This is a genomic window from Curtobacterium sp. MCBD17_040 (assembly GCF_003234805.2).
Taxonomy (GTDB): Bacteria; Actinomycetota; Actinomycetes; order Actinomycetales; family Microbacteriaceae; genus Curtobacterium.
In genome coordinates this window covers 747,666-772,884 of sequence record NZ_CP126273.1, presented here as the reverse complement: position 1 = coordinate 772,884, position 25,219 = coordinate 747,666, and the positions used below count along the sequence as shown (strand labels likewise).

At 72.4% G+C, this 25,219-nt stretch carries 29 protein-coding genes; 10 read left to right on the top strand and 19 right to left on the bottom strand.

The window, feature by feature from the left end; genetic code table 11:
• Positions 1 to 84: 84 nt before the first annotated feature.
• From DEI94_RS03710 to DEI94_RS03695, 4 genes are all read right to left on the bottom strand, one after another.
• Positions 85 to 1,488 carry an LLM class flavin-dependent oxidoreductase gene (locus DEI94_RS03710; RefSeq protein ID WP_258377988.1) on the bottom strand — a complete coding sequence of 468 codons (1,404 nt, stop codon included), beginning with the start codon at positions 1,486 to 1,488 and terminating at the stop codon, positions 85 to 87.
• An 86-nt stretch (positions 1,489 to 1,574) separates the two neighbouring features.
• Positions 1,575 to 2,024 carry a Fe-S cluster assembly sulfur transfer protein SufU gene (gene sufU / locus DEI94_RS03705; protein WP_111026447.1) on the bottom strand — a complete coding sequence of 150 codons (450 nt, stop codon included), beginning with the start codon at positions 2,022 to 2,024 and terminating at the stop codon, positions 1,575 to 1,577.
• A complete protein-coding gene (locus DEI94_RS03700; RefSeq protein WP_111026448.1) occupies positions 2,021 to 3,373 on the bottom strand; it encodes a SufS family cysteine desulfurase in 1,353 nt (450 codons plus the stop codon). Before DEI94_RS03700 ends, sufU begins: the two co-directional genes overlap by 4 nt.
• A gap of 127 nt (positions 3,374 to 3,500) precedes the next feature.
• On the bottom strand, positions 3,501 to 3,866 hold the full coding sequence (locus DEI94_RS03695; RefSeq protein ID WP_111013816.1) for an Rv0909 family putative TA system antitoxin: 366 nt from the start codon (positions 3,864 to 3,866) through the stop codon (positions 3,501 to 3,503).
• A gap of 86 nt (positions 3,867 to 3,952) precedes the next feature.
• On the opposite strand from DEI94_RS03695, the gene DEI94_RS03690 reads away from it, so the two are divergent.
• Positions 3,953 to 4,258: a hypothetical protein gene (locus DEI94_RS03690; RefSeq protein ID WP_111009979.1), complete on the top strand. Its 306-nt coding sequence runs from the start codon at positions 3,953 to 3,955 to the stop codon at positions 4,256 to 4,258.
• 70 nt (positions 4,259 to 4,328) lie between these two features.
• Here DEI94_RS03690 and DEI94_RS03685 read toward each other — a convergent pair whose 3' ends face one another.
• From DEI94_RS03685 to ald, 3 genes are all read right to left on the bottom strand, one after another.
• Positions 4,329 to 5,621, bottom strand: coding sequence for a chloride channel protein (locus DEI94_RS03685; RefSeq protein ID WP_258377989.1), 1,293 nt, complete (start codon positions 5,619 to 5,621; stop codon positions 4,329 to 4,331).
• Positions 5,612 to 6,595, bottom strand: a complete 984-nt coding sequence (locus tag DEI94_RS03680; RefSeq protein ID WP_111009981.1) for a magnesium and cobalt transport protein CorA — start codon at positions 6,593 to 6,595, stop codon at positions 5,612 to 5,614. Before DEI94_RS03680 ends, DEI94_RS03685 begins: the two co-directional genes overlap by 10 nt.
• 64 nt (positions 6,596 to 6,659) lie before the next feature.
• Positions 6,660 to 7,760, bottom strand: a complete 1,101-nt coding sequence (ald, locus tag DEI94_RS03675; protein WP_111026449.1) for an alanine dehydrogenase — start codon at positions 7,758 to 7,760, stop codon at positions 6,660 to 6,662.
• A 278-nt stretch (positions 7,761 to 8,038) separates the two neighbouring features.
• Here ald and DEI94_RS03670 point away from each other — a divergent pair, with 278 nt between their 5' ends.
• Together DEI94_RS03670 and DEI94_RS03665 are read left to right on the top strand one after the other, a co-directional pair.
• Complete coding sequence (locus DEI94_RS03670) at positions 8,039 to 8,365, top strand: DUF8129 domain-containing protein (protein WP_111009985.1); 327 nt, start codon at positions 8,039 to 8,041, stop codon at positions 8,363 to 8,365.
• 16 nt (positions 8,366 to 8,381) lie between these two features.
• Positions 8,382 to 8,849 carry a DUF4383 domain-containing protein gene (locus tag DEI94_RS03665; RefSeq protein WP_111009987.1) on the top strand — a complete coding sequence of 156 codons (468 nt, stop codon included), beginning with the start codon at positions 8,382 to 8,384 and terminating at the stop codon, positions 8,847 to 8,849.
• A 66-nt stretch (positions 8,850 to 8,915) separates the two neighbouring features.
• Here DEI94_RS03665 and DEI94_RS03660 read toward each other — a convergent pair whose 3' ends face one another.
• From DEI94_RS03660 to DEI94_RS03645, 4 genes are all read right to left on the bottom strand, one after another.
• Positions 8,916 to 9,155, bottom strand: a complete 240-nt coding sequence (locus DEI94_RS03660; RefSeq protein WP_111009989.1) for a CDGSH iron-sulfur domain-containing protein — start codon at positions 9,153 to 9,155, stop codon at positions 8,916 to 8,918.
• Positions 9,152 to 10,201: a glycosyltransferase family 2 protein gene (locus DEI94_RS03655; RefSeq protein ID WP_111026451.1), complete on the bottom strand. Its 1,050-nt coding sequence runs from the start codon at positions 10,199 to 10,201 to the stop codon at positions 9,152 to 9,154. The genes DEI94_RS03660 and DEI94_RS03655 overlap by 4 nt, the downstream gene beginning before the upstream one ends.
• Positions 10,198 to 11,283 carry an iron-containing redox enzyme family protein gene (locus DEI94_RS03650; protein WP_258368558.1) on the bottom strand — a complete coding sequence of 362 codons (1,086 nt, stop codon included), beginning with the start codon at positions 11,281 to 11,283 and terminating at the stop codon, positions 10,198 to 10,200. Before DEI94_RS03650 ends, DEI94_RS03655 begins: the two co-directional genes overlap by 4 nt.
• A gap of 137 nt (positions 11,284 to 11,420) precedes the next feature.
• Entirely contained in the window at positions 11,421 to 12,383 is a 963-nt protein-coding gene (locus DEI94_RS03645) for a sugar-binding transcriptional regulator (RefSeq protein ID WP_111009993.1), read from the bottom strand.
• Between the two features lie 256 nt (positions 12,384 to 12,639).
• Here DEI94_RS03645 and DEI94_RS03640 point away from each other — a divergent pair, with 256 nt between their 5' ends.
• Positions 12,640 to 14,385, top strand: a complete 1,746-nt coding sequence (locus DEI94_RS03640) for a glycerol-3-phosphate dehydrogenase/oxidase (protein ID WP_111026452.1) — start codon at positions 12,640 to 12,642, stop codon at positions 14,383 to 14,385.
• 37 nt (positions 14,386 to 14,422) lie between these two features.
• Here DEI94_RS03640 and DEI94_RS03635 read toward each other — a convergent pair whose 3' ends face one another.
• Entirely contained in the window at positions 14,423 to 15,112 is a 690-nt protein-coding gene (locus tag DEI94_RS03635) for a histidine phosphatase family protein (protein ID WP_111026453.1), read from the bottom strand.
• A 57-nt stretch (positions 15,113 to 15,169) separates the two neighbouring features.
• Here DEI94_RS03635 and DEI94_RS03630 point away from each other — a divergent pair, with 57 nt between their 5' ends.
• The 4 genes from DEI94_RS03630 (at position 15,170) to DEI94_RS03615 (ending at position 18,742) form a co-directional block, all read left to right on the top strand.
• Positions 15,170 to 15,697 (top strand): DinB family protein, encoded by a 528-nt coding sequence (locus DEI94_RS03630; RefSeq protein ID WP_111026454.1) that lies wholly within the window; start codon positions 15,170 to 15,172, stop codon positions 15,695 to 15,697.
• A gap of 72 nt (positions 15,698 to 15,769) precedes the next feature.
• The gene (locus DEI94_RS03625; RefSeq protein WP_111026455.1) at positions 15,770 to 16,888 is read left to right on the top strand and encodes a LolA family protein; all 1,119 of its coding nucleotides are present in this window, start codon (positions 15,770 to 15,772) and stop codon (positions 16,886 to 16,888) included.
• A complete protein-coding gene (locus DEI94_RS03620; protein WP_111026456.1) occupies positions 16,885 to 17,829 on the top strand; it encodes an ABC transporter ATP-binding protein in 945 nt (314 codons plus the stop codon). The genes DEI94_RS03625 and DEI94_RS03620 overlap by 4 nt, the downstream gene beginning before the upstream one ends.
• The gene (locus tag DEI94_RS03615) at positions 17,816 to 18,742 is read left to right on the top strand and encodes an ABC transporter permease (RefSeq protein WP_111010003.1); all 927 of its coding nucleotides are present in this window, start codon (positions 17,816 to 17,818) and stop codon (positions 18,740 to 18,742) included. Before DEI94_RS03620 ends, DEI94_RS03615 begins: the two co-directional genes overlap by 14 nt.
• 82 nt (positions 18,743 to 18,824) lie before the next feature.
• On the opposite strand, the gene DEI94_RS03610 is transcribed toward DEI94_RS03615, so the two are convergent.
• Together DEI94_RS03610 and DEI94_RS03605 are read right to left on the bottom strand one after the other, a co-directional pair.
• Positions 18,825 to 19,817, bottom strand: a complete 993-nt coding sequence (locus DEI94_RS03610) for an NADP-dependent oxidoreductase (RefSeq protein ID WP_146249450.1) — start codon at positions 19,815 to 19,817, stop codon at positions 18,825 to 18,827.
• Between the two features lie 172 nt (positions 19,818 to 19,989).
• On the bottom strand, positions 19,990 to 20,904 hold the full coding sequence (locus DEI94_RS03605) for a metallophosphoesterase (protein ID WP_111026458.1): 915 nt from the start codon (positions 20,902 to 20,904) through the stop codon (positions 19,990 to 19,992).
• Positions 20,905 to 21,040: 136 nt separating this feature from the next.
• On the opposite strand from DEI94_RS03605, the gene DEI94_RS03600 reads away from it, so the two are divergent.
• Positions 21,041 to 21,400 (top strand): hypothetical protein, encoded by a 360-nt coding sequence (locus DEI94_RS03600; protein ID WP_111026459.1) that lies wholly within the window; start codon positions 21,041 to 21,043, stop codon positions 21,398 to 21,400.
• A gap of 7 nt (positions 21,401 to 21,407) precedes the next feature.
• On the opposite strand, the gene DEI94_RS03595 is transcribed toward DEI94_RS03600, so the two are convergent.
• The 5 genes from DEI94_RS03595 to DEI94_RS03575 all read right to left on the bottom strand — a co-directional run bounded on the left by DEI94_RS03595 (position 21,408) and on the right by DEI94_RS03575 (position 23,931).
• A complete protein-coding gene (locus DEI94_RS03595) occupies positions 21,408 to 21,854 on the bottom strand; it encodes an anthrone oxygenase family protein (protein ID WP_284183731.1) in 447 nt (148 codons plus the stop codon).
• A 5-nt stretch (positions 21,855 to 21,859) separates the two neighbouring features.
• Positions 21,860 to 22,468: a TetR/AcrR family transcriptional regulator gene (locus DEI94_RS03590; protein WP_111026460.1), complete on the bottom strand. Its 609-nt coding sequence runs from the start codon at positions 22,466 to 22,468 to the stop codon at positions 21,860 to 21,862.
• A 53-nt stretch (positions 22,469 to 22,521) separates the two neighbouring features.
• The gene (locus DEI94_RS03585; protein ID WP_111026461.1) at positions 22,522 to 22,935 is read right to left on the bottom strand and encodes a hypothetical protein; all 414 of its coding nucleotides are present in this window, start codon (positions 22,933 to 22,935) and stop codon (positions 22,522 to 22,524) included.
• Between the two features lie 172 nt (positions 22,936 to 23,107).
• Entirely contained in the window at positions 23,108 to 23,299 is a 192-nt protein-coding gene (locus DEI94_RS03580) for a hypothetical protein (RefSeq protein ID WP_111026462.1), read from the bottom strand.
• A 53-nt stretch (positions 23,300 to 23,352) separates the two neighbouring features.
• Positions 23,353 to 23,931: a TetR/AcrR family transcriptional regulator gene (locus DEI94_RS03575; RefSeq protein ID WP_111010017.1), complete on the bottom strand. Its 579-nt coding sequence runs from the start codon at positions 23,929 to 23,931 to the stop codon at positions 23,353 to 23,355.
• Positions 23,932 to 23,994: 63 nt separating this feature from the next.
• Here DEI94_RS03575 and DEI94_RS03570 point away from each other — a divergent pair, with 63 nt between their 5' ends.
• On the top strand, positions 23,995 to 25,185 hold the full coding sequence (locus DEI94_RS03570) for an FAD-dependent oxidoreductase (protein WP_111026463.1): 1,191 nt from the start codon (positions 23,995 to 23,997) through the stop codon (positions 25,183 to 25,185).
• Positions 25,186 to 25,219 lie beyond the last annotated feature (34 nt).

The following is a 25,219-nucleotide window of genomic DNA, read 5'->3' as shown; positions in this document are numbered from 1 at the left end:
GCTCAGCTCGACGCTAGCCGGTGCACCACGAGAGCCGGGTGGATGGACGCGGAGGGCGATCGTGGAGGCACAGGGCCCCCGCCGTCACACGGCTGCCGCGCGCGCCCCCACCCGGTAGGACGCGCCACGGTGCTCGTCCGGCAACCGGTCGCCCCGGCCGAACAGCTTGTCGCGCAACGACCCCGCTCCGGATGCCTCCGGATAGGCCCCGCGGGCCCGGAGCTCGGGCACGACGAACTCGACGACGTCCTCCCAGGTCCCGGGGGTCACCGCGTAGGCGAGGTTGAAGCCGTCGACGTCGGTCTCCCGCACGATCTCCTGGAGGCGGTCCGCGATCGTCGCGCCGCTGCCCACCTCGACGGGGCCGAGCCCGCCGATCGCGGTCCGTCGCGCGATGTCCCGGACGGTCCACGTCGAACCGTCCTCGCCGGTCGCGGCCGAGAGGTTCGCGGCCGCGGACTGGATCGCGTTCGACTCGATGTTGCCGAGCGGCTCGTCGAGGTCGTACTGCGCCAGGTCGACGCCCATCCACCCGGAGTTGAGCACGAGGGCGCCGACCTCGGACGCGTAGGACAGGTAGTCCGCGTACTTCGCCCGTGCGAGGTCGTCCGTGGCGTCGGTGATCACGGTCAGCAGGGTGTAGACGCGAGCGGCGTACCGGTCGCGACCCGCCGCCTCCAGCGCGTCCCGGATCTTGCCCACGGTGGCCGCGAGCTGCGTGATCGTCGGCGCGCCGACGAAGATCGCCTCGGCGTGCTCGGCCGCGAACCGGATCCCCCTGGGGGACGCACCGGCCTGGTAGATCACGGGCGATCGCTGCACCGACGGTTCGGACAGGTGGATGCCCGGCACGTCGAAGTGCCGGCCGTGGTGCTCGATCGGGTGCACCTTCGCGGGGTCGGTGAAGACGCCGGTCTCGGCGTCGGCAACCACCGCGTCGTCCTCCCAGGAGCCCTCCCACAGCTTGTAGAGGACCTCGAGGTACTCGTCGGCGACGTCGTAGCGGTCGTCGTGCGCGAGCTGGTCCGTCTGTCCCATGTTCCGCGCCGCACTCGGCAGGTACCCGGTCACGACGTTCCAGCCGATCCGGCCCTTCGTCAGGTGGTCGAGCGTCGACATGCGTCGGGCGAACGGGTACGGGTGCTCGTAGGCCGTCCCCGCGGTGATGCCGAAGCCGAGGCGCTCGGTGACGGACGCCATCGCCGACACCAGGAGCATCGGGTCGTTCACGGGGACCTGCGACCCCGTCCGCAACGCGGCCTCGTTCGATCCGCCGTACACGTCGTACGTGCCGAGGACGTCGGCGATGAAGATCCCGTCGAAGTCCCCGGACTCGAGCAGCCGTGCCAGGTCGGTCCAGTAGGAGAGGTCGTTGTAGTGGCGGGAACGATCACGCGGGTGGCGCCACAGCCCGGAGGACTGGTGCGCGACGCAGTTCATGTCGAACGCGTTGAAGCGGATCCGTCGGACGTCCTGGGGTTCGGTCACGCTCCGACGCTACGGCCGCCCCCGACCCCGCTGCCGGGTGTGTGACCTCGTGTGACGGGCCGGACGACCGGGAGGGACGGGTCGGGTCAGCGCGCCACGGCCAGCTCCGCGGACGCCTCGGTGGCCACCCAGGCGAGCATCGCGCACTTGACCCGCATGACGAACTTCGCGACCCCCTGGAACGCGACCGCGTCGCCGAGCAGTTCCTCGTCGGGCTCACCCACGCCCCGCGACCGCAGCATGGTCCGGAACGCGTCGGCGAGCGCCGTGAACTCCGCGACGGTCCGGCCCGGCGCCATCTCGGCGAGGACGGACGCCGATGCCATCGAGATCGAGCACCCGGCGCCCTGCCAGCGGAGGTCGGCGATGCGGTCGGTACCGGGCTCGAGCCGGATCCGCACGGTGATCTCGTCTCCGCACGTGGGGTTCCGCTCGTGGTGCTCGGCGTCCGCGTCGGGCAGCGGACCCTCGCCGGTGCGGGCCTTCGCGTGGTCGATGATGACCTGCTGGTAGAGCCCCGCGAGCGCGTCGCTCATCGGTCCACTCCGACCTCGACCGGCGCGCCGGCGTCCGCCCGGCCGTCGACGTCCGACAGCCCGAAGTACCCGCGGACGCCCGCGACGGCCTCGAGGAACCGGTCGACCTCGTCCTCGGTCGTGTACACGTACGTGCTCGCACGGCTCGTGGCCACGAGGCCGAGTCGGCGGTGCAGCGGCTGCGCGCAGTGGTGCCCGGCGCGGACGGCGAACCCCTGCGCGTCGAGCACCTGCGACACGTCGTGCGCGTGGACCCCGTCCACGTCGAACGCCGCCAGTCCCGACCGCGGGACGCCCACCCCGGGCCCGACGACGCGGACGCCCGGGATCGCGGTGAGTCCTCCGACGAGGCGCTGGGCGAGGGCCTCCTCGTGCTCGCGCACGCGGTCCATCCCGATGCCCTGCAGGTAGCGGACGGCCTCGGCGAGCGCGACGGCCTGCGACACCGGCTGCGTCCCGGCCTCGAACCGCTCGGGCGCGGGCATGAACTCGGTGTGCTCCATCGTGACCGTCGTGATCATCGACCCACCCGTGCGGAACGGCGGCAGCGCGTCGAGGAGTTCCTGGCGTCCCCAGAGCACCCCGATGCCGTTCGGGCCGAGCATCTTGTGCCCGGAGAACGCGGCGAAGTCGACCCCGAGGGCGCCGACGTCGAGCGGCCGGTGGGGTGCGGACTGGCAGGCGTCGAGCACGACGAGGGCGCCGACGCCGTGGGCGAGCGCGACGACCTGCTCGACCGGCGCGATCATCCCGGTGACGTTCGACACGTGCGCGAACGCGACGACACGGGTCCGTGGTCCGATCACCGCGGCGGCGTCCTCGGCGGTCCAGCAACCGTCGTCGTCGACGGGGACCCAGCGGAACGTCGCCCCGGTCGCGGCCGCGAGCTCCTGCCACGGCACGAGGTCGGCGTGGTGTTCGGCCTCCGTGACGACGATCTCGTCGCCGGCGGCGAGCCGGAAGCGCTCGGCCGCGGGCCCGCCCCGGCCCCGGCTCGCGTTGCCCATGCCGTACGCGACGAGGTTGAGCGCGTCGGTGGCGTTCGCGGTCCACACGACCTCGGTCGCGGCAGCGGCGCCGATGAACCCGGCGACGGTCGCCCGGGCCTCCTCGTACGCGTCGGTGGCGAGCGCGGCGAGCGTGTGTGCCCCGCGGTGGACGGCGCTGTTGCTCGTCTCGAGGAACCGCCGTTCGGCGTCGAGCACCTGCGACGGCCGTTGCGCGGTCGCCCCGGAGTCGAGGTACACGAGCGGGACGCCGCCGACCTCCTGACCGAGGATCGGGAAGTCGGCGCGGATGGCGCGGACCTCGGGGTCGGTGAGCTGGGCGGTGGTCACGGTCGTCGTCACGGTGGTGCGGTCCTCCTGGCGCCCGGGTGGGCGGTGTCGCTCGGCACGGTGCCGGCGACGTCGTCACCCGAGGGCGACCCGTCCATGGTCCCCGCTGTTCCGGATCCCGTCCAGTCGGTGACCGCGGTCAGGCCTTGTGCTTGCCCGATCCGTCGCCGTGGTGCGGCCCGCCGTCGTGCTCCTGGTCCGGTGCGCCGTGCGCCGCGTGGCCCCCGTGACCCGCCACGCCGTGGTCGCCGTGCGCCTGCGCGTCGTGCCCCCGGTCGTCCCCTCCTGGCCCCACGACCTTGCCGATGTGCTTGTCGGCCTGGTCCCGCGCGCCCTTGAGCTGGTCGCTGTACTTGCCGCCGGTGGCCTTGTCCACCGCGCCCTGCACCGCGTCGAGCACCTTGTCGCTGAGGCCCTCGGCCTGCTCGCTGCGGAGGGCGTTCTTCACCTTGTCGTTGCCCAGGAACTCCTGGGCCTTCTTGCTGATGTCATCGAACCCGGCCATGCGCGCGATCCTAGGCGCGATGCCCTGGACGGACACCCGCCGTACGGAGCAGACTCGGGGCACACCCCGAACGAACGAGGACGCCCATGCGCAACGAGCGGTCCGCACGCGTCGCCCGCCGCGAGCGACCTCCCCGGCTGACCATGCCGCTCGAGGAGGCCGAGCGGATCTCGACGAACGCGGCCGACGGGCTGCTCGACACGTCCGATCCGGACGTCGCGCGGGTCGTCGCGCAGGCCAACCGGGTCGTCACCCGGTCGCAGATGTGGGGCTCGACCCCGGACCTCCCGACCCGCCGCTGGCGGCGCCTGACCGTCCTGGGTGGCCTGCTCTTCGTGCTCATCTGGGTGGCCGGGCTGATGCTCCCCCTGCTCGCGTCGCTCGGGAAGTAGGCCGCGCCGGCCCCGGCGCCGAGCGAGGACCCCGCTGTCACGAACGGCGCACCCGTGGGCCGCTCCGGCGCTACGCCACCCCGACCAGGCGACGCCGCCCGAGGACGTACCCGACGGCCACGGCACCGCCGACCGCCAGGAGCGCCGGGATGAGGATCGTCGGCCCCTGCCCGGTGAACTCGACGACGAGGACGAGCGCCGTGAACGGGGCGCGCATCGTCGTCGCCAGGAACGCGGCGGCGCCGATGAACGCGAACGCGGCGAGCCCCGACCCCGGCCAGACGAGCAGCCACGCGCCGCCGAGGAACGCCCCCGCGGTCGCACCGATCGCGATCGACGGGGTGAGCGTGCCACCGGCGGCCCCGGCACCGATGGTCGCTGTCGTCGTCGCGGTCTTCGCCAGCGACAGGACGCCGACCAGGAGGACCGGGGCCAGTCCGAGCACCGCCGCGTCGTGCAGGTGGGTGCCGAACGCCGCCTGTCCGAGGGCGCGACCGTTGCCGAGGACCTGGGGGAACCAGATCGCGACCGCTCCCACACCGGCGAACACGACGGGCATGACGACCATGACGCGCCACCCGCGCGGTCGTGCGGTCTGCAGCCGGTTCGTCAGGCGGACGAACCCGATCCCGGCGAAGCCGAGCACCGGTCCGACGAGCACCGCCCACACGACGAGCGACGGCGACAGGGTGAGCGTCGGCACCGTGTAGAGGGTCTCGACGGGCACGACGGCCCGGGCGACGAGCGCGGCGATCGCACTCGTCGCGAACGCGGGCAAGGCGGTGGCGAAGGTGATCTCACCGAGCAGGACCTCGACGGCGAACAGCGCTCCGCCGAGCGGCACGTCGTACACGGCGGCGAGTCCCGCCGCGGCACCGCAGGCGACGAGGATCCGCGTCTCGCGGCGGGTCAGCCCGGCACGGTCGGTGATCTGCTGGCTGAGCCAGGCCCCGATCTCACGCGGTGCGACCTCCTTGCCGATCGAGGCTCCGAGTCCGACGATGACGATCTGGATCCCGGCGTTCGCGACCGTGACGAACGACGGCATGTGCCGGCCGTCGACCGCGCCCTGCACGGCGACGACGGGGCGGCCCCACCGGCGGAGCGCCCACCACGCGACCCCGGCCAGGAGGCCCGCGGCGAAGACCGCCAGGAACCGGTGCAGGGCGTCCGGCTCGTCCGCCGCCTCGTCCCCCGTGTGGAACGGGAACCCGAACGCGACGACCTGGATGAGGTGCAGCGCGACCCACACGCTGACGCCGGCGACGCCCCCCGCGACCCCGACGAGCGCGGTGACGACGACGATGCGGAGGGTCCAGTGCGGCGTGGAGTGCGCGCGCGGCCCGGCTCCGGTCAGAACCACCGCTTGACCTTGAACACGACGAACAGGACGACCGCGAACACGACCATCGCGACGATCGACAGGGGGTACCCGTACCGCCAGTGCAGCTCGGGCATGTTCGTGAAGTTCATGCCGTAGATCGCGGCGATGAGCGTCGGGGCGAACAGGATCGCGGCCCACGCCGAGATGCGCTTGGTGTCGTCGTTCTGCTTCTGCGCCGCCAGGGTGGCGTCGACCGTCAGCGCGTTCTGGAGCAGCGCACGGAACGTGTCGGCGCGGTCCGTGATCCGGATGACGTGGTCGAGCACGTCGCGGAACCGCCGCTGGAGCTCGAGGGGCATGTGGTACTTGTCGGCGCCGCGGTGCAGCGCCTCGAGCATGGCGACGAGCGGCCGGGTCGCGCGCTGGAAGTCGACGACCTCGCCGAACAGCTCGTAGATGCGTCGCGACGTGTTCGCGACGCCGGCGAACAGCTGGTCCTCGATCTGGTTGATGTCCTCCTCGAGCCCGTCGGCCACGGGACGGTACCCGTCGACGATGGAGTCGAACAGGGCCCAGAGCTGTGCCTGCGGTCCCGCGCCGACCAGGCCGGACTTGTGCGCCAGGCGGGTGAGGGCGGTGGTGATGGCGACGGACCCGCGCGGGTCCTCCTTGACGACGGCGACGAAGAAGCGGGGGCCGACGAACGCGTGGATCTCGCCGAACCGGACGACCTCGTCGGCGTCGACGTAGAGGGCGGGACGCAGCACCGTGAACAGGGTGTCCCCGTAGCGTTCGAGCTTCGGCCGCTGGTGCCCGTGGGCGGAGTCCTCGACGGCCAGTTCGTGCAGCCCGAACGCCACGGCGACGTCCCCGAGCTCCTCGGGCGTGGGGTGGTCGAGGCAGAGGCACGCGGCGGCCTGGTCCTCCGCCACCATCCGGAAGGTCTCCTCGAGCGAGGTCGAGGAGATCGGGGCGATCTGGTCGACGAAGACGGTGTTGAGCGCGACGGGCATGGGTCCTCCGCCCCGAAGCGTACGGGACCGCTCGCGCTGGGTCGGACCACCCACGCCCCAGCGGTCAGGCCGTGGCGACCTCGAGGCCGTGCGCAGCGGCGACGGCCGCGTTGACGACGGCGCCGGCGTGCACGTTGAGGCCCTTCGCGAGCGACGGGTCCGCGGCGAGCGCCCGCTCCCAGCCGGCGTCGGCGATCGCGACCGCGTACGGCAGGGTCGCGTTCGTCAGCGAGATCGTGCTCGTCCGCGGCACCGCGCCGGGCATGTTCGCGACGCAGTAGTACATCGAGCCGTGCACCGCGAACGTCGGGTCGTCGTGCGTGGTGGGCCGGGAGCCCTCGAAGCAACCGCCCTGGTCGATCGCGATGTCGACGAGCACGGAGCCGGGGCGCATGTCCGCGACCATGGCGTCGGTCACGAGCTTCGGCGCGGCGGCCCCGGGGATGAGCACCGAGCCGATCACGAGGTCCGCGTCACGCAGGGCCTCGGCGATCGCGTAGCTGCTCGAACGGAGGGTGGTCACGCGGCCGTCGAACCGCGCGTCGAGGGCACGGAGGCGCGGGAGCGCGATGTCGATGACGGTGACCTCGGCGCCGAGCCCGAGGGCCATCGCCGCCGCGTGTTCGCCGGCGACCCCGCCGCCGATGACGACGACGCGGCCCTTCGGGGTCCCGGGCACGCCGCCGAGCAGCAGGCCACGACCGCCCGCGGTGCGCATGAGCTGGTTCGCGCCGACCTGTGCGGCGAGCCGCCCGGCGATCTCCGACATCGGCGAGAGCAGGGGCAGCGACCGGTCGGGCAGCTGCACCGTCTCGTACGCGATCGCCGTGGCGCCGGACGTCCGGAGCGCCTCGGTGAGCGCCCGGTCCGCCGCGAGGTGCAGGTAGGTGAACAGCACCTGACCGGGCCGGATGAGCGGGTACTCGCTCGCGACGGGTTCCTTCACCTTGAGCACCATGTCCGCGGCACCCCAGACGGCGGCGGCGTCGGGGACGACCTCGGCACCGGCGTCCGCGTACTCGTCATCGGCGAAGGCACTGCCCGCGCCCGCGCCGGCCTGCACGAGCACCCGGTGCCCGTGCAGGGTGAGCTCGGCGACGCCCGCCGGGGTCACGGCGACCCGGAACTCGTTGTTCTTCACCTCGGTGGGGACACCGATCAGCATGGGGACTCCTCGTGGTCGTGCCCGCGGCGGCCCGCGGGGTCGAGGTCATTCAGGCATCCGTCCCGAACGGCCGTGTCACAGCAGCACATCGTTCGGTTGCACGCGCTGCTCGTGCTCGTGGATTCGGTCCCGGGCGCCCCGCACGGGCGTGCACCGAAGGATCGACCGGTGGCGGGCCTCCCGGCCGGACTGTCCCCCGTTCACTGCGCGACCGGGCAGTCCGGTCCGGGTACCGTCCAGGCCACTCGACGACGAGCCGTCGAGGGGAAGGACCAGTGATGACCAACGAGGAACTCGCGATCCCCGACTTCGACCACGTGCCGCTCGGGGCGCTCCGGGAACGCATCGTCGCTCTCGATCGCTCGGACCTGCAGGCACTGCTCGACCACGAACGGGCCCACGGCGACCGCCTGCCGGTCGTCGAGGTCCTGCGCCACCGGCTCGAGGCCCTCGACGCCGGCGCCGAACCCCACGGCTCCGTGCCGGACCACCTGCCGGAGGTCCAGGCCGGCGTGCCCGGGGGCGGCGTGACCCCCGCGACCTCCGGGCCGCCGATCAACCCGCCGTCACACGGCGATCCCACCAACCCGGCCATGCCGCGCTGATCAGGAAGGAACTCCCATGTCCGACTCCTCCGCCCACCCGCCCTACGCCGCGACCGCCGTCCAGAAGGGCGCGCTGATCGTCGGGATCGTCTTCCTGGTCGTCGGGATCGCCGGGTTCATCCCGGGGATCACGACCGGCTCGCTGAGCGGTGCCGGATCAGGCTCGATGGCGATGTTGCTCGGCCTGTTCCAGGTGTCCGTGCTCCACAACATCGTGCACCTGGCCTTCGGTGTCGTCGGTGTCATCGCCGCCCGCGGTGCCGGTGCTTCGCGCGCGTACATGATCATCGGCGGCATCGTCTACGCCGTCCTCTGGATCTACGGCCTGTTCACCGCGAACCACACGAGCGGGGCGAACTTCGTGCCGCTCAACACGGCCGACAACTGGCTGCACCTCGTGCTCGCCGTCGGCATGATCCTGCTCGGCTTCGTGCTGCCGCGCTCGCGCAGCCGCCGCGACGACCGCATCCGCACCGTGGGCTGACACCCCCGGACGCACGACAGCGGGCCCGCGACGATCGTCGCGGGCCCGCTGTCGTCGTGGTGACGGTCAGACCGGGTCGGCCGCGACGTCCGTGGCGGGCAGCTCCGGCTCGGTCCGGAAGCCGATGATCTTGTGCGTCCCGTCGCAGTACGGCTTGAGCATCGACTTGCCGCACCGGCAGAGCGCGACCGTGCGTCGGCGGCGGGGCAGGTCCTCGCCGTCGGGGTTCGTGATGCGGACGTCGCCGCGCACGAGGAGCGGGCCGTCGGGGCACGCGACGATCTCGATGTCGGGGTCGTGGGTCATGGGCGGGGTCCCTCCGTCGGGGTGTCGGTCACGGAGCCGACACCGGCGAGGCGTCGGCGGAGCAGGGGCAACGGGCTGGCCGCGCGCGGGAGCCGTTCGCCCGCGTACCGCACGCCGCCGCGGGCCCGGGCGACGACGGCGAGCCAGGAGCACACCGCGCGCTCGGCGAGCCACAGCGGCGACCACAGCGCCGCGGTCGGCGCGAACACGGCGGTCCCCCCGGCGCGGCGGCGGCCGAGTTCGGCGAGCCCGACCACGGTGATCGCCCCGGCCACGAGCCGCCGCGGTCGACGCACGGCGAGCAGTGCCGCGGGCAGGACGGCGAGTTCCAGGGCGAGCCGGAGCGGTTGCGCCCACGAGTCGTACGCCTGGCGCACACGCTGCCCCAGGAAGTGCCGGACCGTCGGCGGTCGGCGCGCGACGAAGCAGTCGTCGAGGCGGACCTGTCGACCCCCGACGGCCAGCACGGTCCGGACGAGCTCGCAGTTCTCGAACAGGACGTCCCCGTCGTACCCGCCCGTCGCGAGCAGCACCCCGCGTCGGACGCCGAGCGTCCCGGGCCAGTCCGACCCGAGTGCGCGGTTGAGCAGCGTGCGGCCGGTGTCCCAGCGGGCGTGCCACGGCGACGGGTCGAAGTGGTTCTGCGGCCGGACGACCTCCGCGTCGGCGAGCTGCGCGACGACGCGGGCGAGCGCGGGCTCGTCGTACCGGACGTCGTCGTCCGCCACCACGACCGCCTCGTGCCGGGCCGTCTCGACACCGGTGACGACCCCGCGGACCTTGCCGTTCCTCCCGGCCCGGTCCCGTGGCGGCAGCAGCCGGACCCCCGGCGGGAACGCGGCGCGGTGCCGTTCGACCGCGACCGTCGACGAGCCGTCGACGACGGTGACGTCGACGACCCCGACGAGGCGCGCCAGGTAGGCGGCGAGTTCCGTCGGGTCGGTGTCGTCGTCCCACCGGAGCGGCAGGACGTACTCGGCCGGCAGGCGCGCGCCGCCGTCGGCGGCGTGGCCGACGGGACGGGGACCCCCGCCGCGTGCGCTCATCCGGCCTGGAGGGACGGCGCGGCCACCTGCACCGGCGCGCGGAGCGAGGACCGCCCGGCCTGGTACGCCTCGAGCAGTTCGGCGGCGGCCCAGCCGTCGACGGTGAGCGACGCGGCGGCGCCGAACAGCACGTCGTCGAGGAGCGCGGGCTCGGCCTCGACGAGGCCGCCCGCGAGGTCGCGCCCGGCGATCTGCTCGTGGACCGCGTCGGCCTCGACGTGCTCGTCGAAGTACCACGTGGCGTCCTCGTCGAAGCCGAGGCGCCGGAAACCGTCCCCGTACAGCTTGTTGGGGATGGACGAGGTCATCTCGTACGCCGCCAGGTGCCCGACGGTCGCACCGCGCAACCGACGGTGCTGCCCGAACAGGCTCATCATCGTGTTCGTCGCGAGCGTCAGCGCCGACACGGCGTCGACGTACGCACCGTAGGAGTCGTCGAGTCCGGCGGCACGGACGGTGCGGGCGAAGATCGCGGAGTGCATGCGCTTCGGCCGGCCCCCGCCGTACTCGTCCGACTGGATCTCGACGAGCGCGGCCTTGGCGCGGCCGGTCAGGCGCGGGATCGCCCAGGAGTGCGGGTCGGCCTCCTTGAGCGTGTAGACCGTCCGGTTCACGAGGAGGTCGCGGACCTGCTCGAGCGTGGCCTTCCGCGCGACGTAGCGCGAGAGGCTCGGCCCCGAGTCGGCGGAGGTCATCGCGAACAGGGCCGCCGCGACGGCGTCCGCGGTCGGCTCGGGTCGCTCGGGCATCGGCACCCTGCGGCGGAGCTCGGCCTCGAACGCCTCCTCGAGCACGGCACGCACCGCGAGGAGGTCCGGGTCCCACTCGAAGCGGTCGTCGACACCCTGGATGCCCCCGTAGGCGAGCTCCTGGAGCACGAAGAGGCTGCTCTGCACGTCGTCGTCGCGGATGAGGTCCTCGGCGTCGGCGATCGCGCGGCGGGCGGTGGCGGTGAGCGCGGATCGGTCGGCGTCCGGACGCTCGGTGAGCACGGCGCGGATCGCCTCGCCGAGCGGCCCGCGCGGTGCCGGGTACGGCATCGGGGTCTGGGTGAGGACGTCGGCAGCGTCGAGGACGGCCATGGAGGGCTCCTTGCGTGGTCGGACAGCTCGCCATGCCTACGCCCGCTCAGCTGGGAACACGTCCGGGTTCGTCCCCCGGCCCGTGTCCCCCGACGGGTCCCCCGTGGCCCGGCCTCGGCGATCGGCCTCCCCGTCGCTCAGGAGCCGAGCAGCGCCTGTCCCGCGCTCTCGTCGACGATGAGGTCGGTCACGAGCCCGGCCGCCAGCGCCCCTTCGAGGCTCGTGACCTTCGAGCGCCCCGCGACGACGCAGATCCGCCGCGGCGCACGCTTCAGGGTGTCGAGGTCCGGCGCGCCGGCGCGGGCGTTCAGGCCGATGTCCCGCCAGGAACCGTCGGCTCGGTAGAACACCGTCGTGACGTCGCCGACGACGCCGTCGCGCTTGAGCTCCTCGCGGTCGGCCGGGTCGAGGTACCCGCCCGAGTACACGTGGCTCGGGACGAGGGCCTGGGGCGAGCCGACCCCGAACAGCACGAGGTCCATGCGCTGGTGCAGGTCGAGCACCGGGCGGAGGCTCCGCTCGCGGAACAGCGCGGCCTTCGTCGCCGGGTCGTCGAAGAACGCGGGGACCGGGAACTGCTGGACGACCGCCCCGTACGCGTCGCCGAAGCGGCGGAGGATCTCGCTGGCGTAGACGATGCCGGTCGTGCGTGTGTTGGCCGCACCGTTCACCTGCACGATCGTCGAGCCGTGCGTCGCCTTCGGCACGAGGTACCGGCTGATCGCACTCACCGTCGAGCCCCACGAGATCCCGATCACCATGTTCGAGTCGATGTACTGCGTCAGGATCCGGGCGGCGGAGAGCGCGACGCGTTCGAGCCGGTCGACGTCGCTCGTGTGGTCGGGCACGGGCACGACGTGCGCGTGCACGTCGAACCGGGTGCGCAGGGCACGGCTCAGGGCCGCGGCCTGGTCGAGCGGGGACCGGATCTGGATGTCGACGAGCCCGGTGTCGCGGGCGTACTTGAGCAGCCGCGAGACGGACGACCGGGACGTCCCGAGTTCGTCGGCGATGGCCTCCATCGTCAGGTCCTGCATGTAGTACAGGTGCGCGGCGCGGAGCGCCTGTTGCGTCCGCACCGCCTGTGCCGCGTCGCTCATCGTGCGTCCTCCGCGTTCGTGTGCCGTGCAGCGGCACCAGCGTCGCGCGGCACCTTGGTCGCGCGCGCTGCACGCACGTGCACGGCCGCTGGCTCCATTCTCGCCCCCAGCGGACGTGCGTTGCCACCGGTCGTCGCCGCTCTGGAGGCCCCGTGCACGTTCGTGCAGGCGGGTTGCCCCTCCTGTCACCGGCGCGCACCATCGAGGAGTCGCCGCGGCGAATCCGGCCGCGTCGCTGAGGAGGAAGACGAACCACATGTCGAAGAAGACCGCGCTGCGACCGAACGTCGCGGCCATCACCGACCGGCCCACCGCCCAGGTCCTCGTCGTCGGTGGGGGCATCAACGGCATCGCGACCTTCCGCGACCTCGCGCTGCAGGGCGTCGACGTCGTGCTCGTCGAGCGGAACGACTACGCGTCGGGGGCCTCGGCCGCGTCGAGCCACATGATCCACGGCGGCATCCGCTACCTCGAGAACGGCGAGTTCCGGCTGGTCCGCGAGTCCGTGCAGGAGCGCAACGGCCTCATCAGGATCGCCCCGCACTACGTCAAGCCGCTGCAGACCACCATGCCGGTGTTCTCCACGTTCTCGGGCATCATGAACGCCCCGCTGCGGATGCTGACGCACATGCAGCGGTCCACCAAGGAGCGTGGCGCTGCCCTCATCAAGATCGGCATGACGCTCTACGACTCGTTCTCGCGTGACGGCGGATCCGTGCCGAAGCACCGCTTCCTCACGAAGAAGGCCGCGCTCGAGGACATGCCCGCCCTGAACCACGACCTCAAGTACACGGGCACCTACTACGACGCGTCCGTGCACGAGCCCGAGCGCCTGGCGCTCGACGTCCTCAAGGACGGGCTCGCCGCGGGTACCGGGAACGGCAGCGCCGCGACCGCCCGCTCGGCGAACTACGTCGAGGCCGTCGGCACGCGCGACGGCGGCGTCCTGCTCCGCGACGTCGAGTCGGGGACCGAGTTCGTCGTCACCGCGCCGGTCGTCGTCAACGCCTCCGGGCCGTGGACCGACCTGACGAACGCGGCGTTCGGGGGCGAGACGGCGTACATGGGCGGCACGAAGGGCTCCCACATCGTCGTCGACAACCCGGAGCTGCTCGCGGCGACGAAGGGCCGCGAGATCTTCTTCGAGAACGACGACGGCCGCATCGTGCTCATCTACCCGCTCAAGGGCCGGGTGCTCATCGGCACGACCGACATCGACGCCGACCCCGCCGAGCCCGCCGTGTGCACCGAGGAGGAGGTCGACTACTTCTTCGACCTCGTCCGGCACGTGTTCCCGCAGATCGCCCTCGACCGCGAGCACATCGTCTACCGCTACTCGGGCATCCGGCCGCTCCCCCGGCACGAGGACACCGCCCCCGGGTTCGTCTCACGTGACTACCGCATCGTCGAGACGCCGATTGACGGCCTCGGGCCCGCCACGGTGCTCTCGCTCGTCGGCGGCAAGTGGACCACGTTCCGCGCCCTGTCCGCGCACCTGTCGACCGAGGTGACGAACCGCCTCGGTGTCACCCGGAAGGTCGACACGACGGGTATGCCGATCGGCGGCGGCAAGGACTTCCCGACGACCGACAGCGACCGCGCCCTGTGGGTGCAGACGCACCGCGACGGGCTCGACCCCGCAGCCGTGGACCGGCTCCTCACCCGGTACGGCACCCGGGCGACCGAGGTCATCGACGTGCTCCTCGACCAGCCCGTCGTGCCGCTCGAGACCGACCCCGAGCTGACCACCGCCGAGGTGGCGTTCTTCGCCGAGCGGGAGCACGCCGTGCACCTGTCCGACGTCGTGCTCCGCCGGACGAACCTGGCGTTCGTCGGCGGCGTGACGATCGAGCTCCTCACCGAGCTCGCCGACGTCCTCGCGACGGCGCTGCAGTGGACCTCCGACGAGCGCGACGAGGAGATCGCCGCGACGCTCGAGGAACTCCGCGTCGCGCACGGCGTCGTCGTCCCGCTCGGATCGACCCCGGTCGCGGCGCGCTGACCCTCGCCCCGGCCGGCCCCCGACGCCCGTCTCCCGATCACCGGGAGGCGGGCGTCGCTCCGTCCGGCGGCGTGAACGCCTCGCCCGTGGGATCGGGCGCGCTGCGGTCCGCGACCTCGTCGCCACCGACGGGCTGCCCCTCCCAGCGGACCACGGTCCACCCGCTGGCGGGGTCGCCGTCGAGCTCGACGATGCCGGTGTTCTCGAGTGTGTGGCGCGCGAGCGCGTGGTCCGCGAGGTTCGTCGCGGTCCCACCCGCCCAGCTCCGGATGGCCGCGCCGTGGCTGAACGCGGCAGCGGTGTCGGCGCCGCCCGCGGCGATCGTCGACACGGCGGCGTCGAAGCGCGCGAAGAACGCGTGCCCGTCCGGTCCGCCCGGCATGCGCCGGTCGCGGTCCCCGTCGAGCCATGCGGACACCGTGCCCATGTACTCGAGGACGGAGGCGCGGTCGCGCTTGCCCTCGAGGTCGCCCGCGTCGATCTCGTGGAGTCCCGGGAGCTCGATCGGCTCGAGTCCGAGCGCGTCGGCGAGCGGTGCCGCCGTCTCGTGGGTCCGGACCATGTCCGAGACGAACACCGCGCCGACACCGCGGTCGCCGAGCGCCTGGGGCAACCGGGCCGCCTGTTCCCGGCCGAGCGGGGTGAGCCCCGGTCCCGGCACGAGCGTGTCGAGCACCCCGTCGACGTTCGCGGGGGTCTGGCCGTGGCGGATGAGCAGGAGACGCATGCGCCGAGCCTACGGACCCCGGTGAACGGGCGAGCCCCGGTACGGTAGCGTCCCGCCATGCCGATCGAACCCGACACGAAGAACTGGACCTGGGTGCTCGAGGACCGGTGCCCCGAGTGCGGGTTCGACGGTCGCACCGTGACGTTCGACGAGGTCCCGGGGCTCGTCCGTGCGAACGCCGCCGCGTGGCCGGCCGAGCTGGCGCGCGACGACGTCCGCGAGCGTCCGGACGACGCGACGTGGTCACCGCTGGAGTACGGCGCCCACGTCCGCGACGTGCATCGCGTCATGGCGGGTCGGCTCGAGCTCATGCTCGCCGAGGACGCGCCCCGGTTCCCGAACTGGGACCAGGACGCCACCGCTGTGGAGGACCGGTACGGCGAGCAGGACTCGGCCGTCGTCGCCGAGGAGCTCCTCGCCGCCGCCGATCGGACCGCCGCCGCCTTCGCCGCGGTGCGCGACGACCAGGTCGACCGGCCGGGCCTCCGCTCGGACGGCAGTGCGTTCACGGTGGAGTCCCTCGCCCGGTACTACCTGCACGACCCGGTCCACCACCTGGCGGACGTCCGCCGACCGCGCGCCTGATCCGCACCTCCACAGCGGACGTTCGGGCTGTGGACGTACCGTCAGCGGACCTGCAGTCGAAGGGGATGCGTCATGAAGAAGAAGTCGACCTGGCTCCCGGCCGTCGTCGCGCCGGTCGTCGTCGCCGGGGCGGTCGCCGCCCCGCTCGCCGCGAGCGCCGCGACCCCGTCCCCCGCCACCACCGGCAGCCACCCCACGGCGGCGCAGGTGCTCGCGAGCGTCGCACACAGCGACACCCTGTCGTACTCCGGGCGGATCAGCCAGACGAGCGACCTCGGTCTGCCGTCGCTGCCGTCGACGAGCGGCTCGTCCGGGGCGTCGAGCGCGCAGTCCGGCGCATCGGACGTGCTCGATCTGCTGACCGCGTCGCACGAGGCGCGCGTCTACGTCGACGGTCGCAGCAAGGCCCGCGTCCAGGTGCTCGACCAGCTCGCCGAGCGCGACGTCATCCGCAACGGGCGCGACGTCTGGACCTGGGACTCCAAGGCGGACAAGGCCGTGCACGTCACGCTCCCGTCGTCCGCCGCGGCAGCGAACGGCACCGACACGGGGTCCGCGTCGCCCGCCGACATCGCCGCGCGAGCGATCGCCGGGATCACGCCGAGCACCCACGTCGGCACGCCGACGACCACCTCGGTCGCCGGGCACGCCGCCTGGCAGGTGCGACTGACCCCGAAGTCCTCGTCGACGCTCGTGCACGACGTCGTCATCGCGATCGACAAGTCCACCGGCCTGCCGCTGAGCGCCCGGATCGACGCTCGCGGGCAGTCCACGGCAGCGGTGTCGGTGCGGTTCAGCGCGCTCTCGTACGGCCCACCCAAGGCGTCTCTGTTCGACTTCACGCCGCCGAGCGATGCGAAGGTGACGACGAAGGACCTCTCCGATGCCGCGGAGCACAGCTCGACGGCCAAGCACCCCGGCCTCGTGGCCCCCGGTGACGTGCGGGCCTCCGGCGCACCGACCCCGAGCGTCCAGGGCGACGGCTGGTCGAGCATCGTGACCCTGCCCGCGGGGACGTTCCCGAAGCGCCAGCTCGACGCCGACGGCTCGCAGCTGTTCGGGCAGCTCACCAAGGCGGTCGACGGCGGCCGCGCGGTGCAGACCTCGCTCGTGTCGATCCTCATCACGGACGACGGCCGCGTCCTCGCCGGCGCGGTGCCGGTGTCGGCGCTCGAGGCCGCAGCCGAGTGAGCACCGCGGACCTCGCGATCCGCACCCAGGGTCTGCGCAAGGTCTTCCGACGGCAGCACGCCGTCGACGGCATCGACCTGGCGGTGCCGCGCGGCTCGGTGTTCGGGTTCCTCGGCCCGAACGGCTCCGGCAAGACCACGACGATCCGCATGCTCCTCGGCCTGACCGCGGCGAGCGCCGGGACCATCGAGGTCCTCGGCGAACGCATGCCCCGCGCACTGCCCAGCGTGCTGCCGCGGGTCGGCGCGCTCGTCGAGGGACCGGCGTCCTACCCGTTCCTGTCCGGGCGGGCGAACCTGCACCGGTTCGACGCCGCCGATCCCCGCTCCGATCCGACCTCGCGCACGCGCCGGGTGGACGCCGCCCTCGACCGCGTCGGGCTCACGCACGCGGCCGACAAGAAGGCCGGCGCCTACTCCCTCGGCATGAAGCAACGGCTCGGCCTCGCGAACGCGCTCCTCACGCAGCGTGACCTCCTCGTGCTCGACGAGCCCACGAACGGGCTCGATCCGCAGGGCACCCGTGAGGTCCGGAACCTCATCCGGTCACTCGCCGACGACGGCACCACCGTGTTCGTGTCGAGCCACCTGCTCGCCGAGATCGAGCAGGTGTGCACGCACGCCGGAGTGATGCGTGCTGGCAGCCTCGTCGCGCAGGGCTCGCTCGACGAGCTCCGGCGGGTCGGGACCGCGCGGGTCACGGTCCAGACGCCGGACCGGGGCGACGCCCACATCGTGCTCACGCGGCTCGGCCTCCACGTCGACGCGGCGAGCCGGTCCGACGGACTCGTGGCGGACCTCCCGGACGAGGTGCCGGCCGAGACCGTCACCGCCGCACTGGTCGAGGCCGGCGTCCGCGTGCGCGGCATCGCCGTCGGCGGCGGCACGCTCGAGGACCGCTTCGTCGCGCTGACCGGGGAGGGTTTCGATGTCGCAGGGTGAGGCAGCGGGCACGGGCCACCGCGCCGCTGACGGGGGCGCGGTCGCGGTGGACGGCACCGCCGTCACGCCGACCGGGAGGCCCGACACCGGTCGCCGGGGCACGCGCGCCACCGCGCTCCTCGGCTCCGAGGTGCGCGTGCTGTTCCGCCGCTGGCGCACCTGGGCGATGCTCGGCGCGCTCGCACTCGTACCGATCCTCATCGCGGTCGCCGTCCGGGTCGCGACGCATCGGACGTCGGGCGGCCCGGCGTTCCTGTCCGACATCACGAACAACGGGCTGTTCGTCGCGTTCACGGCGCTGACGGTGTCGATCCCGCTGTTCCTGCCGCTGACGATCGGGGTCGCGTCCGGGGACACGATCGCGGGCGAGGCCAACCTCGGCACCCTGCGCTACCTGCTCGTCGCGCCGACCGGCCGGCTCCGGCTCGTACTCGTGAAGTTCGTCGGCGCCGGCGCGTTCGCCCTCGCCGCGACCCTGACGATCGTCGTGGTCGGTGTCGCGATCGGGGCGGCGCTGTTCCCAATCGGTCCGGTGACGCTGCTCTCCGGCACCCAGGTCGGCGGCGTGCAGTACGCCGTGCGGGCGCTGTTGCTCGTCGCCTACGTGACGCTGTCGATGCTCGGACTCACCGCGATCGGGCTGTTCGCGTCGACGCTCACCGCGGTGCCCGTCGGGGCGATGGCCGCCACGGTCGTCCTCGCCGGCGCCTCGCAGATCGCCGACGCGCTCCCCCAGCTCGACTGGCTCCACCCGTTCCTGTTCTCGCACCTGTGGCTCGGGTTCGGGGACCTGTTACGCGACCCGCTGTCGTTCGAGTCGTTCGGGCACAACGCGCTCCTGCAGGCGGCCTACGTCGTGGTCTTCGGCGGCCTCGCCACACTGCGGTTCGTGCGGAAGGACGTCCTGAGCTGACGTGGACCCGGGCATACGTCCGCGCTGACGCAGGGGTACGCCTCCGCGGAGGCGCTCGCGCTCGTGCTCGTGCTCGTGCTCGTCAGCGTTCCGCCATCGTGCGCGCCTTCTCGGAGCGGTACCACTCCTGCCGCATCCCGGTCTCGACGGGCTGCATGCCGACGACGACCTTGCCGCGGGAGTGGCCCGCTGCGAGGTCCTCGTAGGCGTCGACCAGGTACTCGAAGGGGTAGAACCCCGACACGAGCACCCGGAGCTGGTGCGCCTCGATGCGCCGACCGAGGTCCTGCATGATCGTCGCGGGGTCGGTGTCATCGCCGTCGGCCTGCACGAAGTACAGCTCGACGTCACGGCGCCGCTCGAGCGACACGAACCGCGCCGGGTCGACCCCGAGCGCCGTCGACAGGGCCGCACCGTCGCCCCGGTTGTCGACGAACGCGGTGACCGGGTGCCCTGCGGCAGCCTGACGGATCCGCTCGACCATGCCATCCCCGTACGTCACCGGGAGCACGCCGATCTGCCGGAGGTAGTCGTGGTTCCGCTCACCGCAGGTGCCGATGACCCGGGCGCCTGCTGCGAGCGCCAGCTGCGCCTCGATGTGCCCCACCCCACCGGCGGCGGCGGCGATCACCACGACGTCGTCCGCGGTGATCGCGAGGTCGCCGATGATCCGCCAGGCCGTCGTCCCGGCCAGGTACAGGCCGCCGGCCACCTCGAACGGGATGTTCTCCGGCTTGCGCACGATCGCTGCCGCCGGGACGCACACCCAGCTCGCCTGGGCGCCACCACCGACGGCGTGGCCCATCACGGCCTGCCCGGCGTGCACCCCGCGCACCGACCGCCCCTTCGCCCGGACGATGCCCGCGAAGCACGATCCCTGCCGCGAGGGGAAGACCGTCGGCACCCGGTCCGCCAGCGCACCTTCGCGGGTCGCGATCTCGATGTGGCTGAGGCCGGCCGCCACGACCTCGACGACGACCTCACCGTCCGCCGGGGTCGGTCGTTCCTGGTCGACGAAGTGGAGCTCGTCGGTCCCGCCGTACCGGTCGAACTCGACCGCTGATCCCATACGCATGGCACGCTCCTGCTGTCGGCACCGTCGCCGTCGCCGTCGCAACCGTGATGCGGTACCGCCGAGCATGCGCTCCCCTGGCTGGGTCCGCGGCCGGTTCCGCTGCGGCTGCGGCTGCGGCTGATCGTGCCGGCGTCCGTGCCCGGTGGGGCTGCTCAGCGTCCAGTGGAACTCCTCAGCGGCGCGGGCCGGACTCCGCCGCGATGCGTGCGACCCGCGCCTCGTCGAACGTGAAGAGCTCGCGCCCCTCGTCCGGCACGGGGACGTGCACGGGCGTCGAGAGCACGGTGCCCTCGGCCGGGACGTCGACCACGAGCGCTCCGGCGCCGGCGAGGATGCGCTCCCGCTCGTACACGCCCGCGATGTCGGTGTCGTTCGCGACCCCGGGCGCCACGAGCACGGGAACCCCCGTGATCGTGCCGACCATGTGGTGGTGGTAGTGCCCCGCGAGGACGACGCGCACGTCGCTCCCCCGCAGCGCATCCGCCAGCTCGTCCGGGTTCTGCAGTCGTAACGCCTCGTGCAGGGCGGTCGGCGCCGGCAACGGTGAGTGGTGCAGCACGAGGACGGTCCCGTACGGAGCGGGATCGGCGAGCAGCTCGCGGAGCCGTTCGAGCTGCTCGGGCCGCAGCAGTCCGTACCCGGCGCCGGGGACCGAGGTGTCGAGCGTGATGATCCGGCGCCCGGCCACCATCGAGACGCCGTCGACCGGGACGCTCGGTGCAACGTGCTGCAGCGTGTGCGCGACCGGTGCCCCACCTTCGGCGAACACATGGCCGTTCCCGAGGACCTCACGGAACCCGGCGCGCCCGTCGTGGTTCCCGGGCACGGCGACGACGGCCGAACCGTGCGCACGCGCCCAGGCCCCGACGCGGTCGAGCAGGGCCTGGTACGAGGCGGGCGTGCCGTCGTCCGAGCAGTCCCCGGAGACGACGACCAGGCCGACACCGGGGACGTCGGCGACCCGGGCGAGGACCGCGGCGAGTGTGGCCGCGGTGTCCACCACGCCGTTGTGCAGCGAGCCGTCACCGGTCAGGTGGGTGTCGGACAGGTGGAGGACGCGGAGGGCGCCGGGCGCGACGGGCAGCATGCGGTCACGATAGCGACCGCCGACGACAGCAGCGATGACGGTGGACGCGGCTCCTCGCCCTCGACTCGTGCTGCGCGGACACGCTGCGTCCGTCCTCGACGTGGCCGCGCCCAGCGGCAGAACCTACCCTGGGCGGATGCTCTCGCGACGCGACGCCGCCATCCGGCTCGACATCCCCCTCGAGATGGCGGCCCATCACGGGATCCCCCCACGCCTCAGCGAAGCCGACCTCGCGGCGATCGAGCAGGATCCGCCTGCCTGGCTCGTGCAGTCCCGGGCCAACCGCACGGGCAAGAAGGTCTGGGTCCACCTCGAGTGCGTCGTCTGCGGCTTCACCGAGGATGCGCGGCCCAAGAAGTGGTGGCCCGACTGGGACTTCCTGATGTGTGACTACCACGCGGGGTACCAGGCGCCGGAACCGGCCGCGGGGCGCGTGCGGCGCGAGGTGGATGGCGTGGGCACGAGATTCGTCGCCCTCGTCGACGAGGAGCCGTAGCCGCTCGTCAGCCCAGGATCTGGACGACAGCGGCGGCGAACAGCACGAATGCGACGCCGGCTGCGCTCGAGCGGAGGACGTCGATGCGTTCCCACCGCATCACGACGCGCTTCCAGTCTGCTGGCGGGTCGGTCGGATCCCAGTCGTTGACGCCGATGTTGATCGGGACCGTGCCGAGGAACGAAGCGAGCACGAACACCACCAATGCCACCATCGCGGCAATCCGCCACCCGAGACCGTCGTCTGCCCCGGCGATCACGAGGACGGCGACCGAGGCCAGCAGGGCCGGGACCATCAGGATCGGCACGACGACCTTGAGCGACTTCACCAACGCGATGCGGGTGCGGAGATGCGCATCATCGGGCAGCGTCCTGATCGCGGGCTGGATGCCCCATCGGACGATGAACTCCTCACCCGCGAGCAGACCCACGAGCACCAGTTGGACCACGAGCACCACGTTCACGGTGTGCCGCCGACCTCGCGGACCAGCGCCCGCGCTGCCCGCTGCGCTGCGGCGATGACGTCCGCGTCCGTCACCTCGGCGTGCACCGCGGCCTGCACGGCTGCGTTGATGCTGAGGACCGCCATCCGCACCAACAGGCCGTCCTGCTCGCGACCGCTGGGGACGAGCGCGGTGAGTTCGTCCACGATCGCGTTCAGCGGCGCACCGATGCTCCGCCCGCTCGAGTCGGCGAGACCGCGGATCACGAGCGGGTTCGCGGTCATGAACCGGATCGCGGCGAGCTTGTCGCTGGTGAACGTGTCCACCCAGCGCACCACGGTCTCCTCGAGCAGCGTCGGAGTCCGTGGCTGCTCGCGGAGCCATGCGAGGAGCTCCTGGGCCTCGGTGCCGCGCTCGTCGAAGAGCGACTGCAGGATCGCTTCCTTGCTCGCGAAGTGGTGGTACAGCGACGCCTTGTTGATCCCGAGCTCGTCGGCGATCTCCCGCAACGAGGTCGATTCGTACCCCTGCCGGGTGAACAGCTGCAGCGCAGCACGTTGGGCGCGTCGACGCGTGTCGCTCCCGCGCCGGCTGACGGCCGCCGCGCGTCGGACCGGTTGTGTCATGCGTACAGTCTACCTACCGTTCGGTAGGCGAAGCAGTGTCCGAGCGGGTCGCGCTAGCTGAACTTCGGCGTCGTCACTGAGCACGCAACACGCCCACCTGGAGTCGTGGACGTCTCGGTCGCGATCACGCGCTTCCCGTCGAGCAGGATCCGGCAGGTCGCCGTGGCACCCTTCCCGGGCGTCGCGGTGACCGACGCTCGTTGCTCGGTCAGGACCACGACGTCGTGCGTCCACCGCGACCCGTCACCGTCCGTGGTGCCCGTCGTGACGGATCCGAGCCGCTGGACCTCCGGAGCGTCACCACGCTCCCTGGCACCCTCGGCCTTGACCTCGGTGAGTTCCGCGCCGGTCGGCCGGTCGACGTGGACCTCGTAGGTGACCGCCCACGCGTCACCGATCTGCTGGTCGACGTAACTGCACCCGGTGCCGAGCAGTGCGACCGACGCGGCGATGGCGGTCGCGGTCATGAGACGGAAACGGGACGTGCTGGATCCAGACATACGACCAGCCTCCACGTGCGGCCACCGCCGCGTCGACCGCCAGCAGGAGCACCTCCGTCCGACGACCGGCGGATGCCGGCTCCACCGCTCGGTGGAGGACCCTCGATGTCGACGAGCGGTGCTCGGGCTCCGGCGGCGATCACATGTCGTCGATGAGGCGGAGCGTGTCGTCGTCGGGCACGGTCCGGTGTTGGAAGTAGTGGTGGAAGATCCGTGCCGCCTCGTCGGCGTCGACGTGCTGCGGCCAGGCCAGTCCGTGATGTACATGGTTCCTCCTCCCGGAGAGCGAGTCCCCGTTGATGCAGTGAGCTGGTGCGATCAGGCGGAGCACGTGCGGGAGCCGATCGACGGCTGCACGTCCGTGAGGACTCGCCACGCCGTCGGCTACTCGACGTGGGGCCATCCCTTCCGGACGTGGTCGAAGATCTCGTGCAGCGCCTGGCCCGGGCGCGGGTGAGCGCCGGCGATCTGCGGCGACTCGAGGACGAATCGGGCCAGGGCGTCCACGGCGGCCGGAGAGCCGTACCCACCGACCTCTGTGAGCGTCCTGGCGAGCACGTCCTGGCATCGGACCCAGCGCTGACGTGCGTACTCGGTCAATGCGGGCGTGGTGCGGATCAGGTCGAACACGGCACTGGTCTCAGTGTCCCGCTTCCCGTCGAACGGGCCGTGCGCGGCGATGAACTCCTCGACCGCGGTGAGGGCATCCTGCTCGACCGGTCGACCCTCGATGGCCTGTGCGAGGCTCGCCGCGCGGTCCCCACTGCCTCCGAACACGAGGGCTTGCTTCCCGTCGGGAAAGTGGGCGAACAGCGTGGTGAGCGCGGTGTCTGCTTCCTCCGCCACCTCAGCCACGGTCACGGCGTCGTAGCCGCGAGCGAGGAACAGCCGCACGGCGGCGTCCGTGAGGCGTTGGCGAGTCACGGCCTTCTTCCGCTCCCGCCGCCCCTGTTCATCTCCCATGCCGCCATCCTACCGATCTGTAGCGACTATGAACTCCTAGTGACTAGTGCTACCGTCCCGACCATGAACGTGCAAGAGCGGCCCGCGGTCGCCATCGTGGGAGCAGGACTCAGCGGCCTGGTCTGTGCCCGGATCCTGCAACGAGCCGGCCTGCCCGTCACCATCCACGAGGCCGACACCGCTGCGGACGCACGCCGACAAGGCGGCTCGCTCGACATCCACACCGCGACCGGGCAAGAGGCACTGCGTCAGGCCGGCGTGTTCGATCAGTTCCGCGCGCTCGTTCGCCATGGAGGTGAAGCGACACGGGTGATGGACCGCCACGCGCGGCTGCTGGTGGACGAGAGCGAAGTCGACGGCGGGAACGGTCGCCCGGAAGTCGAGCGGCAGGCACTCCGGCAACTGCTCGTGGACGCACTCGAGCCAGGAACGATCAGGTGGGGCGCGAAGGTCACCGGGGTCCGAACGGACGGTCCGGTGCGGGAACTGCAGTTCGTCGACGGGAGCACGGTCACAGCAGACCTCGTCGTCGGCGCCGATGGCGCGTGGTCGAGGGTGCGGAGCACGGCGCTGACATCGACCGTGCCGGAGTACACGGGCATCACGATGGTGGAGCTCCGGCTCTCGGACGCGGTCCGTGCGCACCCTGAGGCGCTCCGCACGACCGGGCACGGGACGTTCTTCGCCCTCTCGGACAACAAGTCGATCGGCGGCCATGGCGGAGAGGAGATCGCACTGGGGCTCGGTCTCCGCGTGCCGGAGGACTGGGCCGCGACCAGCGGCATCGACTGGACCGACCCGATGGCGGCGCGTGCGGCGCTGCTGCGGGAGTACCGGGACTGGGCCGGACCGCTGACGGACATGATCCGTGACAGCGACGACACCATCTGGCCGCGTCCGATCTACGCACTCCCGATCGGCCTCACCTGGCGCCGAGTACCAGGAGTGACGGCCGTAGGCGACGCCGCGCACCTGATGTCCCCGTTCGCCGGCGAGGGCGCGAACCTCGCCCTCATCGACGGCGCAGACCTCGCCCGCGCCGTCATCGAGAGCCCACACCTCGACCGTGCACTCGGACGCTACGAGCGGAAGATGTTCCGCCGAGCGAAGGCATCAGCATCAGCATCAGCACGCGGTCTCGCCATGATCTTCAACGACGACGCCCCGCGGCAGATGGTCTCGTTCTTCGAACGCGCGGCGCTCCTCGCACGCCTCACCCGGCCCCTCACACGGCTGCTGCCAGGACGACCATGACCCCCTGGGGTCGAGCATCGAGCCGCCGACGCCG